Origin of the sequence: Paenibacillus cisolokensis, from assembly GCF_050481165.1 — a bacterium.
GTDB classification, from domain to species: Bacteria; Bacillota; Bacilli; order Paenibacillales; family Paenibacillaceae; genus Paenibacillus_AH; species Paenibacillus_AH cisolokensis.
On record NZ_JBCNFP010000068.1, the window covers coordinates 20960 to 33349 of the forward strand.

Consider the following 12390-nt stretch of genomic DNA (forward strand, 5'->3'; position numbering starts at 1 on the left):
CTAAATCGCCAGCGCATTCCGCATCATGAGCGCCGCGCCGGTCGCCACGGCGTCCTCCTGCAAAACGCCTTTGGAAAAGGACGGTTGATATTCGGGGTAATAGTACGTGTTGTTCCGGGCAATCCGAATCGCGGTATCATAAAACTGTTCGTGCGAGTTCAGGAGCGCGCCGCCCAAAATAATTTTTTCGGGGTGGAACATATTGATCAGATTCGCCAGCCCGATGCCGAAATAGGCGGCCGACTGCAGGAACAGCTCGCTGACATAGACGTTTCCGTGCGACAATGCGCGAAGCAGCAGATCGTAATTGATCTGTTCGGGCGTGACGTTGTAGGCGCTAAGCAGCTCGTCCCGGCCCATCTTGGCGTGCGAGCGCGCCTGCTTCTCCAGCGCCTGAACGGATACGAACGCTTCCAGCGCTCCGTAATTGCCGCTGTCATGAAGACGCGGTCCGTCCGTCTGAATGATCATCTGGCCGATGGAGCCTTCCATATCGAGCGATCCGTGGACGATCCGTCCGTTCGACATCATCGCGGAACGGAGGCCGACGCCGGCGTGGACATAAAGCATATGCTGCAGATTTTCGCTGCGCATCGCCCAATGCTCGCCCATCAGCGCCGTGTTCGCGCCATTCTCGAGGCGGGACGGGATGCCGGTCGCTTGCTCCAGAAGGCTGCAAATCGGAACGTTCGTCCACCCTTTGGCCGGATAATTGAGCGGGCGAAGAATAACGCCTTTCTCCCGGTCCAGCGGGCCGACGGCGCCGACGCCGATCCCGAGAACCTGCCGTCTTTCGATCTGATGATCGTTCAGAATCGACCGGATGTTGTTCGCCGCATGTTCGACGAACTGGGTCGGCGTCATCGCCTCGTCCATGCGCCAGCGCGTAAACGACATCGGATTGAGGCGCATATCGAAAAAGCCGAGCGCCGAATACCGCCGCGATATTTCCAGTCCGAAAAAATAACCGTAAGCCGGATTAATTTCGTAAAGAATCGGCCGCCGCCCGCCGCTCGAAGGTCCGAGCCCGGACGTAAGCAGCAGCCGGTCCGTCACCATTTCGTCCAGCAGCCGGGAAAGCGTGCTGCTCGTAAAAGAGAAAACCGCCATCAGCTCCGCCTTCGAGACGACGCCCTGCTCCGCTATGCGGTTGTAAATCAGCTTTTTGGCTGAAGGCACCTCGTTCATCCGCTGCTTCTCCATTGCAGAATCCCCATTTAACCGATATTTGGTCGAGCCATATTCGAATGCCCTCATTATATCGCAAACCTGACAGCAGCTGCCACTTGACAGGAAGATCGCCAAGTTAATTTCAATATAGAATAAAGTACATCATTCCGATACCCTAAACAGGATTAATATCCTATAGTCCCGTTGCCAAAATGGCTGGAATTTATATTGATAAGCGGAATAATTGAAGCGTATAAGCAAAAGTAATATAAATTGGACGAAGACATAATTTCAAAATGACAAAAAGGTGGTATAATGGATGTACAACATATAGCAGCGCCCACAGAAGGAGGCGGCGTAATGAAGCTGCATACCGACAATCGGCTCGTACAACTTTTTGTCTCGTTTCTCAAATGGAGTCCGGTATCGTTCGGCGGAGGATACGCCTTGATTCCCGCAATCGAGAAGGAAGTCGTAGATAAAAAGAAATGGCTGTCGGCGGAAGAGTTGGCCGATATTTTCGGGTTGGCCGGTTCGTTTCCGGGCGCGATCGGCATCAATTCGGCCATGCTCATCGGCTACCGGATCGGCGGCGTTGCCGGCGCGATTGCCGCCATGACCGGCATGCTGCTGCCGACGTTCCTCGTCGTCATCATGCTGTCGGTTTTTTACTGGCAATTGCACGACAATCCGAAAATCGAAGCCGCCTTTATGTCGATCCGGGCAACCGTCGTAGCCTTGATCGTCTATGCCGCTTGCAAGATCGGGAAGACGGCGATCGTCGACAAACCGGCGGCGCTGCTGGTCGGCATAACGCTCGCTCTGCTTTATTTCGGCCGAAATATTATACATCCGGCGCTGCTCATTGCAGCCGGCGCGCTGGCGGGCATCGTGATCGGCAAATTCCGCAAACCGGACAGCCGCCATCGGCCCCCGGCAAAGAAGGAAGAACCGGTATACGACTATATGATATAGACGGAGAGAAGCCATGCTTATTCAAATGTTCGTGCTGTTCTTCATCGTCGGTCTCGTCTCGTTCGGCGGCGGCTATGCGATGGTACCGCTCATTCAGCGGGAGGTCGTGGAACGGTACCAGTGGATGGACGTCCGCCACTTCACCGATCTTGTCGCGATGGCCGGCATGTCCCCGGGACCGATCGCGACCAATATCGCCGTATTCGTCGGGTACGATACGGCCGGTCTGACGGGCGCCGTCGTCGCCGCGGCCGCCGTCGTGCTGCCGTCGCTCCTGATCATGATTGCGGCGGGCATGCTGCTTTACCGCATTCGTCATCACAAGCTGGTGCAATCGTCCTTCTACGGATTGCGGGCCGTCGTGACCGGACTGATTATTTACGCGGCCATCATGTTTGCCGGCAATACAGGGGCGCTTAAAGGCTCGACATACTTCATGTGGAGCCAGGCGCTTATTTTTGCCGGATCGCTTATCGCGCTGATGTTCTTTCGCAAACATCCCGTTTCCATTATGATTATATCTGGACTAATCGGCATCGCCTTGTACACGTGATTCGGGACGATGCGGTGAAAGGAGCAATCCGTAGAAGATGGAGAAAGGAAAGTGTTGCTGCTCGGCCGGACGGGAACAGGCGGAGGCCGGCATCGACCGGCCGCATGCCGAACGGCAGATGCGTCAAGCGGCGAAGGCGCGCGATATTCACGAGATGGTCGCCATACCCGGCGGAACGTTCGATATGGGGACGGAGACGGCGGAAGGATTTCCGTCGGACGGAGAAGGCCCGGTGCGGAGGGTGCGGGTCGATTCGTTCTACATGTCGCCCTATGCCGTCACGAATGCGCAATTCAAAAGGTTTGTCGATGAAACGGGATATGTGACGGAAGCGGAACGTTTCGGCTGGTCGTTCGTCTTTCATCTGCTCGTGTCGCCCGAGACCGCGAAGCGGGTCCAATCGGTGCCGCAAGAGGTACCCTGGTGGTACGTCGTGGAAGGCGCCTATTGGGCCAAGCCGGAAGGGCCCGATTCGGATCTGAGCGGACGGATGAATCATCCGGTCGTGCATATTTCCTGGAACGACGCGAAAGCGTACTGCGACTGGGCCGGGGGCAGGCTGCCGACCGAAGCGGAATGGGAATTCGCGGCGCGCGGCGGACTGGAGCGCAAGACGTACCCGTGGGGCGATTTGCTCAAGCCGGACGGGCGGCATCGCTGCAATATCTGGCAGGGCAAATTTCCGATCAAAAACAACGCCAGCGACGGCTATGTCGGAACGGCGCCTGTCGACGCCTACGAGCCCAACGGATACGGATTGTACAATATGTCGGGCAACGTATGGGAATGGTGCGCCGACTGGTTCAGTCCGGGCTATCACCGGGAAACGTCGGATGTGAATCCGTTTTACGACCGTCCGACCGGCCGAAGATCGATGCGCGGCGGATCTTATTTGTGCCACCGGTCTTATTGCAACCGCTACCGGGTGGCGGCCCGAAGCTCGAACACGCCGGACAGCTCGTCGGGCAACATCGGCTTCCGCATCGTCGCAAGCGAATAAAAATTGATAGAAATAAGCGAAATGGCAGAGCCCGCTTGGATCGAGCGGGCTATTCTATTTTGCGTTCCGCAAATCGGGTCAGGTTCAGCTTGACAGCTACAATATATTGAGGTAAATTTGAATTCGACAACTACATATTGTTTCGTTCAGGTGTTCTATCTTCGAAGACAAAGATAGAGCTTAATAGGGAATCCGGTGCGAAACCGGAGCGGTCCCGCCACTGTATGGGCGAGCCGCAATCCGAAAAGCCACTGGTTAAGCTGAACGCGAGCCGGGAAGGCGGATTGCCGGCGATGACCCCGAGCCAGGAGACCTGCCTGAACGTTGATGGACACATCCCTACGGAGGATAGGAAAGTGTCGGATCGAGCCTGACCGGGCATTGCTTTGCCTGCGTGCCAAGGCGCATTCGGCCTTTTTTTATCGCCGGATGCGCTTTTTCATTGATTACATACTGTTGTCAGATTCGGAAAGGAGACTTGCCGCCATGCTTATCGCATACGATTCCAGGACGGGAAATGTCCGCAGATTTATTAACAAACTGAACGTACCGGCCGTTCAAATTGAGGACGGGATGACGCTGGACGAACCGTTCGTCCTTGTAACCTATACGACCGGTTTCGGTCAAGTGCCGCAGAAGGTCCAGTCTTTTCTGAAGCAAAACCACCGTTACTTGCGCGGCGTGTCGGCAAGCGGCAACAAAAACTGGGGAGAGCGCTTCGCGGTGAGCGCTGACGCGATTGCGACGATGTACGGCGTCCCGGTGCTTGGCAAGTTCGAGCTGTCCGGTACGAGCAGGGATGTCGAAAGATTTATGCAAGGGGTGAGCGCAGTTGCGTCATATTGAGCTGAACAATTTGCTGATGCAGCGGGACAAGGACGGCTTCTTCCAACTGGAGAAGGATAAGGAAGCGGTTCGCGCGTTTATGGAAGAGGTCGAACGCAAAAGCATCCGCTTCGCTTCCACGGCGGAGAAGGTCCGCTACATGATCGACAACGATTATTACGAGGATGTCTACCAATACTATACGCCTGAAGAAGTGGAGGAGATTTACGCCACTACGCACAGCTACCGGTTCGAGTTTCCTTCCTACATGGCCGCCTCGAAGTTTTACACCGATTACGCGGTGAAAAGCGACGACCGCGAGCTGTATTTGGAGCATTATCCGGACCGGGTGGCGATCGTGGCGCTGTATCTCGGGCGCGGAAACGCCGCTGTCGCCCGCAGGCTGGCCGTATCGATGATGGAGCAGCGGCTTCAGCCGGCGACGCCGACTTTCCTGAATGCGGGCAAAAGCCGGCGCGGCGAAATGGTTTCCTGCTTCTTGCTGGAGCTGGACGACTCGCTTAATTCGATCAATTACGGTCTCAGCACCTGCATGCAGCTGTCGAAAATCGGAGGCGGCGTCGCCGTCAATCTGTCCAAGCTGCGCGGCCGCGGCGAGCCGATCAAAGGCGTCGAGGGAGCGGCCAAAGGCATTATGCCCGTGCTGAAGCTGCTTGAGGACGCCTTCTCCTATGCCGACCAGATGGGCCAGCGCAAAGGTTCCGGCGCCGCCTATTACAACATTTTCGGCTGGGACGTCATCGAGTTTCTGGACAGCAAAAAGATTAACGCCGACGAAAAATCGCGGCTCAAGACGCTGTCGATCGGGCTGATCGTGCCGGACCGCTTCTACAAGCTGGCGGAAGACAACGAGCCGCTTCACGTTTTCGCCCCGTATTCCGTCTACCGGGCTTACGGCGTTCATATGGACGATATGGACATGGACGAAATGTACGACAAGCTGCTCGCCGACGATCGCGTGCGCAAGAAAGAAGTAATGAGCGCCCGGGACATGCTGATCAAAATCGCCATGACCCAGCTCGAATCCGGCTACCCGTACATGATGAACAAAAGCAATGCGAACCGCGCGCACGCGCTCAAAGGGATCGGCTCGATCAAAATGTCCAACCTGTGCACGGAAATTTTCCAGCTGCAGGAAACGTCCGAAATCGGCGATTACGGCCAGCCCGATACAATACGCCGCGATATCAGCTGCAATCTGGCGTCGCTGAACATTGCCAACGTCATGGAGAAGAAGAAAATCCGGGAATCGGTGCATGAAGGCATGATCGCCCTGACGGCGGTCAGCGACATGACGAATATTTCCAATGCGCCCGGCGTTGCCAAAGCGAACCGCGAGCTGCATTCGGTCGGTCTCGGCGCGATGAATCTGCATGGCTACCTGGCCAAAAACAAAATCGCCTATGAAAGCGAAGAAGCGAAAGATTTCGTCCGCACTTTCTTCATGATGATGAACTATTATTCGCTGGAGAAGAGCATGGAAATCGCACGCGAAACCGGCATCGTCTTCGACGGGTTCGAACGTTCCGACTATGCGACCGGCGTCTATTTCGAACGTTATGAACAGACCGATTACCGTCCCGTAACGGACAAGGTGAAGTCGCTGTTCGAAGGCATTGCGATCCCTTCGCCGGAAGACTGGAAGTCGCTGAAGGAAGCGGTAGGCCGCCACGGCTTGTATCATGCCTACCGGCTGGCGATCGCGCCGACGCAAAGCATCTCGTATATCCAGAACGCGACGTCCAGTGTCATGCCAATCGTCGAGCAGATCGAAACCCGGACGTACGCCAATTCGACGACCTATTATCCGATGCCGTACCTGGATAAAAGCAATTTCTTTTATTACAAGTCGGCTTATCAGATGGATCAGTTCAAGGTGCTCGATCTGATTGCCGAAATTCAGCCTCATATCGATCAAGGAATATCGACGGTCCTGCACGTCAACAGCGACGTGACGACGCGCCAGCTTGCCCGGTACTACATTTATGCCGCCAAGAAAGGTCTGAAGTCGCTTTATTATACCCGGACGAACCGGCTGTCCGTGGAAGAATGCATCAGTTGTTCCGTGTAAGGAAAAGGAGGAATGGGCGAGCATGAGTGCCATCAAGGCCGTCAACTGGAACCGTCCGGACGATGATTTTACGATCACGTTCTGGAATCAAAATATTATGCAGTTTTGGACAGACGAAGAGATCCCGCTTTCCGACGACAAAATGTCGTGGATGACGCTGAACGATGACGAGCGGGAATTGTATATGAAGGTGCTGGGCGGGCTTACGCTGCTGGATACGGTGCAGGGCGGCGTCGGCATGCCGAAAATATTGGACCATGTCGAAGGGCTGCAGCGCAAGGCGGTGCTCGGATTTATGGGCATGATGGAGCAGATTCACGCCAAGTCGTACAGCAGCATTTTCACGACGCTCGCTTCCAGCGAAGAAATCGACAATGTGTTCCGCTGGGTCGAGAACAATCCCCGGCTGCAGACCAAAGCGGAAGTCATCTCGCAATATTATCGCCATATCCATTCGAAAAAAGAGCTGTATTTGGCCATGGCGGCATCGGTTTTGCTGGAAAGCTACTTGTTCTACAGCGGATTTTTCTACCCGCTTTATTTGTCGGGACAAGGGAAGATGACAAGCAGCGGAGAAATTATCGATCTCATTTTGCGCGACGAAAGCATTCACGGCCTTTATGTCGGCGTACTGGCTCAGGAAGTGTTCGCGGAGCTTGAGCCCAACGAACAGGAAGAAGCGCTTGAGACGTTCCGCGGCCTGCTTTCGTTGCTGCACGAGAATGAAGAAAAGTATACCGAGGAACTGTATACCAAGGTCGGCTTGACAGACGAAGTCAAGAAGTTTGTCCGCTATAATGCGAACAAGGCGCTGATGAATCTCGGACTCGATCCGATCTTTCCGGAAGAGGACGTCAATCCGATCGTCTTCAACGGCATCAGCACGCGCACGAAACAGCATGATTTCTTTTCCAAAAAAGGGAACGGATATATCCGGACGATTCATGTCGAGCCGCTGACCGACGACGATTTCCGCTTTTAAATTAAAAAGAACCAGCCGCGTTAGTTCGAACGCGGCTGGTTCTTTTTTCAAGATAAACTGTTAAAAACCTTTATATTGGGGTTCTTCATTTTCCAGCTGCTGTACGCGGCTTTGTACTTGCTGCACGATTTGTTGTGTCTGCTGCGCAGCATTTTCAAACAACGTCTTCGCTTCCTGATTTTGCGTCGACAGCGCGAATTGTTCCAGGCTCGCCTGCGCGCTTTTCAAGGAAGCGACGCAAGTTTTCACATCGGATGCTACCGTCACGTTTTCACCTCCTTTACTTCATACGCAACATCGGGAACATCTTCATTAGCGGTTGAAGCTGTGAAGGCCATTTGTTCTGGTTCATGTGATTTCCCCGGCGCCGGTTGGACATGACGATCGCCCCAGCTCCGGCGCTCACCCCGATAGCCAGCAAAGACATCATCATTCGACGATTTTTCAGCTTACTCCACATTTTTCCACCGCCCTTAACGCAAGAATCTGTTCCTTGGTGAGTGAATGAAGCGATCCTTATTCTGTACGGGCGCTCGAACCGGCATACTGGCGACTTTTTGCCAATCCGTAAGAAGGCTTCCTGAAGTGGCAAAACATTTCGGGATTGAGCTGATCGGGATCGGCGCATCCTTTGGTAAAGCCGACATTGTATGAGCTGAAAGGAGGAATCGAAGCGGTGCCGAATTGGCTGGAAATTGTGTTGCGGACCTTAATCGCCGTTGTCGTCCTGTTCTCCCTTACCAAATTATTGGGGAAACGGCAAGTGTCGCAGCTTTCGCTGTTCGAGTACATTACCGGGATTACAATCGGCAGCCTTGCGGCCTATGTTTCCCTGGATCTGGAGGCAAACTGGTATTTGGGCCTCATTTCCATGGTCGTCTGGACCGCGATTTCGCTCGGGATCGAGTTTCTGCAAATCAAAAGCAAAAAAAGCAGGGATTTTATTGACGGCAAAGCGACAATCCTCATCAAGGACGGCAAAATTTTGGAAGACAATTTGAAAAAAGAGCGTTTGACCGCGGACGAGTTGCTCGAGCAGCTGCGCAAAAAAAATGTGTTCAAAACCGCGGACGTCGAATTTGCCATTATGGAACCGAGCGGCGATATAAGCGTCATGCTTACCCGAGAAAATCAGCCGCTGACGCCCAGTCATCTGGGCATCAAGGTAGGGCCGGAGCAGGAGCCGCAAGCCGTCATTATGGACGGCAAAATTTTGGACGAGCCGCTTTCGACCATCGGTCTCAATCGGGCATGGCTGCGTTCGGAACTGGAGAAGCTCGGCGTAGCGCTGGAAAACGTCTATTTGGGCCAGGTCGATTCTTACGGGCAACTTTATGTCGACCTGTTTGACGACAAAATCAAGGTTCCCGCGCCCCAGCAGAAAGCGGCATTATATGCCACATTGAAAAAATGCGAAGCCGATCTGGAAATGTTCGGTCTGACGACGCGGAATGCGGAAGCGAAAGCGATGTATGAAGAATGCGCCGAAAAGCTGCGCCAAGTCATCGCCGATGTGAAGCCGGTATTGCACCGGTAATCCGATGATAAGGAGGAAACGCGAATGTCTAACAACAAGAAGAAAAAGCTCACGCCCGTGCAGCAGGAATATCAGGACCTGGCCAAGCGGAAGGAACCGCCGAGACCGGTTGTGATTAATTGCATTCGGGCCTTTATTGTCGGCGGCGCGATATGCGTGCTCGGCCAGGCCATTCAGGATATGTTCATACACTGGGGCGGATTCGACAAGAAAGAAGCGAGCAATCCGACGGTTGCCGTTCTGATTCTCATTTCCACCATTTTAACCAGCCTCGGCGTTTACGACAAAATGGCTCAGTGGGCCGGCGCCGGTACGGCGGTTCCCGTCACCGGCTTCGCCAACTCGATGGCGTCGGCGGCGATTGAGCATCGGAGCGAAGGGCTCGTGCTCGGCGTCGGCGGGAAAATGTTCAAACTTGCCGGGCCGGTCATCGTATTCGGCGTCGTGGCCGCCTTTTTCGTCAGCTTATGCCACTTAATTTTCAATCCCGGCGGAGGTCATTGATCATGCTGAAAGGTTATCAAAGCTGGCTGTTTGAGAACAGGCCGTCGATCGCGGCCGTCGGGACGGTGGTCGGACCGTTCGAAGGGCGCGGACCGCTGGCCGACGATTTCGATATTATTCATGGCGATTCGCGGCTCGGGCAGGACAGTTGGGAAAAAGCGGAGCGGACGCTGCTCGAGGAAGCGGCCAAGCTGGCAATCGAGAACGCGGGACTGACGAAGGAACAGATCAATTTTTTTATCGGGGGCGACCTGATCAACCAGATTACAACTACCAGCTTTGCCGCCCGGACGCTGGCCATGCCTTATATCGGCGTATTCGGGGCATGCTCGACCTCGATGGAAAGTTTGGCGCTCGCCGCCAACCTTGTCAATTCCCGGTCGGCGAAATATACGCTGGCCAGCGCCTGCAGCCACAACTCGACAGCGGAGAAGCAGTTCCGCTATCCGACCGAATACGGCTCCCAGAAGCCGCCAACCGCGCAATACACCGTGACCGGAGCGGGCGCCTGCGTTGTATCGCATAAAGGCGACGGGCCTTTTGTGACGAAAGCGACGATCGGCCGCATCGTCGACATGGGGCTTACCGATCCGTTCAATATGGGAGCGGCGATGGCGCCTGCGGCAGTGGATACGATCGAAGCGCATCTTCGCGATTTTCAGATCGAGCCGGGCCATTACGACTTGATCGTGACGGGGGACTTGTCCAAAGTCGGATATGAAATTGCCCGGGAGCTGTTCCGAAAACATAATATCCCGATTCAGCAGACCGAATATAAGGATTGCGGCATGATGATATACGATTACAAAAACCAGATGGTGCAGGCCGGAGCGAGCGGCTGCGCCTGCTCGGCGGTCGTCACCTACGGCCATCTGCTGCGGCGGATGCGCAAGGGCGAGCTGAAGCGGATGCTGGTCGTCGCCACGGGCGCGCTGTTGTCGCCGATTTCGTACCAGCAAGGTGAGAGCATCCCGTGCATTGCGCATGCGGTCGCGATCGAAAGCGGGGTGGAGTAAGGTGATTTATTTATGGGCATTTATCGTGGGCGGATTGATATGCATGTTCGGTCAAATCTGCTTTGACGTGTTCAAGCTGACGCCGGCGCATACGATGACGCTGCTCGTCGTCCTCGGGGCGATAGCTGACGGCGTGGGCATCTATGACCCGCTGGTCGAATTTGCCGGCGCCGGCGCATCGGTGCCGATTACGAGCTTCGGCAATTCGCTCGTCCACGGCGCCTTGGAAGAACTGCAGAAGAACGGCTGGATCGGGGTTATTACCGGCATTTTCAAGGTGACGAGCGCGGGCGTTTCCGCCGCCATTATTTTCTCCTTTCTGGCCAGCCTGTTCGTGAAGCCTAAAGGATAACCGGACGGATAGAAACTGCGCAAGTCGGCATACTAAGGAAAAACAGGTCTAAGGAGTGAAAATGTGTGAAACGAAGCTATACACGGATCGCATCCGCCCTCATGATCGCAAGCTTGCTTCTGGCTGCAGGCTGTGCGACAAATCGTCCTAACGGTCAAAATCCGGTCAATCCGAACAATACCGGCAACCGAGCGGTTCAGCCCCTGTCAAGGGACAATGCGGGGACTGACGGTTACCGCGCGAATCGCGACGCGGGGGATGATAACCGGTGGAATAACGGACCGAACGATGCGGAAGAGCGGATCGAAATTGCCGACAAGGCTGCGGAAAACATTACGAAGATTAAAGGCGTCCATACCGCCAATGTGCTCGTAACGAGACGAAACGCATACGTCGCAGCCGCGCTCGACCCGAACCAAAAGAAGCTGACGCGCGAAATCGAAGATCAGATCGCCGATAAAGTGCGGGCGGTCGATCCCGATATCCGAAACGTATACGTATCGACAAACCCGCAGTTCGTGGACCGGGTCAACAACTTCGTCAAGGACGTGCAGCAAGGCCATCCGGTTGCCGGATTTGTCGCCGAATTTAACGAGATCGTACAGCGTCTGTTCCCGAATCCGCGATAGGAAATACCACTTAAAAAACGCCCAATACCACCGGGCGTTTTTCTTGCGAAAAATTGAAACCGAATATGCCCGTTTCTCGTATACAATATGAATAACAGCTAGCTGCATGCATTCGATCGCAGAAACCGGATAGGAGCTTGTAAATGTTTCAAAACATCATCGATATTTTAATGGATTTCGGAGCTTGGGGCATGTTTATCCACGCGTTTGCCGATGCGATCATTTTCCCCGTACCGGCTTTCTTCCTCCAGGTCTCGCTAAGTCTGATTACCCCTTCCAATGCATTGTGGCTGGCGACCGTTGGCTATATCGCTTGTCTTCTCGGCACTCCTTTCGGCTTTCTAATCGGCCGGCTGCTCGGAAAATCCGTCCTTTATAAGCTTCTTAAACCTGAATGGATCGATTCGGCCACCCGGCTGTTTCAGAAGAACGGGGAGGCGGCTATTATGATCGGCTCCTTTACCCCGATTCCGTTCAAAGTGTTTACGATACTGTCGGGATGTCTTCATTTTCCGCTTTGGCGGCTCATCGCATACGCGGCGCTCGGCCGAGCCGTGAAATTTTACGCCATCGGCGTGTTGTTTTATTTGTACGGCCGGGCTGCGGAAGGGATGGTCAAGGACGTCTCCCTCTACATTTTCATCTTCAGCGTCCCGATTTTGCTTGTTTTTTTTCTGGTCAGAAAAAAAATGGCCAAACGAAAGCAGCGCGAACTGCCGGCGGAAGAAACCAACAAATCCGCCTTTTGACCGGTT

The 12390-nt window shown here is 54.4% G+C and carries 14 protein-coding genes and 1 riboswitch; of the genes, 12 read left to right on the plus strand and 2 right to left on the minus strand.

Annotated elements, in window-relative coordinates; translation table 11 throughout:
• Nucleotides 1-1203, minus strand: a complete 1203-nt coding sequence (locus tag ABEV74_RS12025; RefSeq protein ID WP_082655226.1) for an ROK family protein — start codon at nt 1201-1203, stop codon at nt 1-3.
• Nucleotides 1204-1530: 327 nt separating this feature from the next.
• Here ABEV74_RS12025 and ABEV74_RS12030 point away from each other — a divergent pair, with 327 nt between their 5' ends.
• From ABEV74_RS12030 to nrdF, 6 genes are all read left to right on the plus strand, one after another.
• Complete coding sequence (locus tag ABEV74_RS12030) at nt 1531-2145, plus strand: chromate transporter (protein ID WP_430146294.1); 615 nt, start codon at nt 1531-1533, stop codon at nt 2143-2145.
• 13 nt (nt 2146-2158) lie between these two features.
• Nucleotides 2159-2698, plus strand: a complete 540-nt coding sequence (locus ABEV74_RS12035; protein ID WP_062493116.1) for a chromate transporter — start codon at nt 2159-2161, stop codon at nt 2696-2698.
• A gap of 118 nt (nt 2699-2816) precedes the next feature.
• Nucleotides 2817-3698: a formylglycine-generating enzyme family protein gene (locus tag ABEV74_RS12040; protein ID WP_488168583.1), complete on the plus strand. Its 882-nt coding sequence runs from the start codon at nt 2817-2819 to the stop codon at nt 3696-3698.
• Between the two features lie 131 nt (nt 3699-3829).
• Nucleotides 3830-4033: riboswitch (cobalamin riboswitch) on the plus strand.
• A 151-nt stretch (nt 4034-4184) separates the two neighbouring features.
• Complete coding sequence (gene nrdI / locus ABEV74_RS12045; RefSeq protein ID WP_062496874.1) at nt 4185-4544, plus strand: class Ib ribonucleoside-diphosphate reductase assembly flavoprotein NrdI; 360 nt, start codon at nt 4185-4187, stop codon at nt 4542-4544.
• Nucleotides 4531-6615, plus strand: coding sequence for a class 1b ribonucleoside-diphosphate reductase subunit alpha (gene nrdE, locus ABEV74_RS12050; RefSeq protein ID WP_062493115.1), 2085 nt, complete (start codon nt 4531-4533; stop codon nt 6613-6615). The genes nrdI and nrdE overlap by 14 nt, the downstream gene beginning before the upstream one ends.
• A gap of 22 nt (nt 6616-6637) precedes the next feature.
• Nucleotides 6638-7597 (plus strand): class 1b ribonucleoside-diphosphate reductase subunit beta, encoded by a 960-nt coding sequence (gene nrdF, locus ABEV74_RS12055; protein ID WP_062493114.1) that lies wholly within the window; start codon nt 6638-6640, stop codon nt 7595-7597.
• 60 nt (nt 7598-7657) lie between these two features.
• Here the strand turns inward: nrdF and ABEV74_RS12060 are convergent, their stop codons facing one another.
• Entirely contained in the window at nt 7658-7864 is a 207-nt protein-coding gene (locus tag ABEV74_RS12060; RefSeq protein ID WP_062493113.1) for a DUF1657 domain-containing protein, read from the minus strand.
• A gap of 409 nt (nt 7865-8273) precedes the next feature.
• Between ABEV74_RS12060 and ABEV74_RS12065 the strand changes: the two genes are divergently transcribed.
• The 6 genes from ABEV74_RS12065 (at nt 8274) to ABEV74_RS12090 (ending at nt 12384) form a co-directional block, all read left to right on the plus strand.
• Complete coding sequence (locus ABEV74_RS12065) at nt 8274-9134, plus strand: DUF421 domain-containing protein (RefSeq protein WP_430146336.1); 861 nt, start codon at nt 8274-8276, stop codon at nt 9132-9134.
• Nucleotides 9135-9158: 24 nt separating this feature from the next.
• On the plus strand, nt 9159-9638 hold the full coding sequence (gene spoVAC / locus ABEV74_RS12070; protein WP_430146297.1) for a stage V sporulation protein AC: 480 nt from the start codon (nt 9159-9161) through the stop codon (nt 9636-9638).
• A 2-nt stretch (nt 9639-9640) separates the two neighbouring features.
• Nucleotides 9641-10654, plus strand: a complete 1014-nt coding sequence (gene spoVAD / locus ABEV74_RS12075; protein ID WP_430146299.1) for a stage V sporulation protein AD — start codon at nt 9641-9643, stop codon at nt 10652-10654.
• A gap of 1 nt (nt 10655) precedes the next feature.
• On the plus strand, nt 10656-11006 hold the full coding sequence (gene spoVAE, locus ABEV74_RS12080; RefSeq protein WP_213529146.1) for a stage V sporulation protein AE: 351 nt from the start codon (nt 10656-10658) through the stop codon (nt 11004-11006).
• Nucleotides 11007-11071: 65 nt separating this feature from the next.
• Nucleotides 11072-11635 carry a YhcN/YlaJ family sporulation lipoprotein gene (locus ABEV74_RS12085; protein ID WP_430146301.1) on the plus strand — a complete coding sequence of 188 codons (564 nt, stop codon included), beginning with the start codon at nt 11072-11074 and terminating at the stop codon, nt 11633-11635.
• Nucleotides 11636-11778: 143 nt separating this feature from the next.
• A complete protein-coding gene (locus ABEV74_RS12090; protein ID WP_062493106.1) occupies nt 11779-12384 on the plus strand; it encodes a YqaA family protein in 606 nt (201 codons plus the stop codon).
• Nucleotides 12385-12390 lie beyond the last annotated feature (6 nt).

What these genes read in the sequence shown, in the direction of transcription:
- ABEV74_RS12025 (WP_082655226.1), bottom strand. Translation starts at nt 1,203, where the DNA reads ATGGAGAAGCAGCGGATGAACGAGGTGCCTTCAGCCAAAAAGCTGATT.
- ABEV74_RS12030 (WP_430146294.1), top strand. Translation starts at nt 1,531, where the DNA reads ATGAAGCTGCATACCGACAATCGGCTCGTACAACTTTTTGTCTCGTTT.
- ABEV74_RS12035 (WP_062493116.1), top strand. Translation starts at nt 2,159, where the DNA reads ATGCTTATTCAAATGTTCGTGCTGTTCTTCATCGTCGGTCTCGTCTCG.
- ABEV74_RS12040 (WP_488168583.1), top strand. Translation starts at nt 2,817, where the DNA reads ATGCGTCAAGCGGCGAAGGCGCGCGATATTCACGAGATGGTCGCCATA.
- nrdI (WP_062496874.1), top strand. Translation starts at nt 4,185, where the DNA reads ATGCTTATCGCATACGATTCCAGGACGGGAAATGTCCGCAGATTTATT.
- nrdF (WP_062493114.1), top strand. Translation starts at nt 6,638, where the DNA reads ATGAGTGCCATCAAGGCCGTCAACTGGAACCGTCCGGACGATGATTTT.
- spoVAC (WP_430146297.1), top strand. Translation starts at nt 9,159, where the DNA reads ATGTCTAACAACAAGAAGAAAAAGCTCACGCCCGTGCAGCAGGAATAT.
- spoVAD (WP_430146299.1), top strand. Translation starts at nt 9,641, where the DNA reads ATGCTGAAAGGTTATCAAAGCTGGCTGTTTGAGAACAGGCCGTCGATC.
- ABEV74_RS12090 (WP_062493106.1), top strand. Translation starts at nt 11,779, where the DNA reads ATGTTTCAAAACATCATCGATATTTTAATGGATTTCGGAGCTTGGGGC.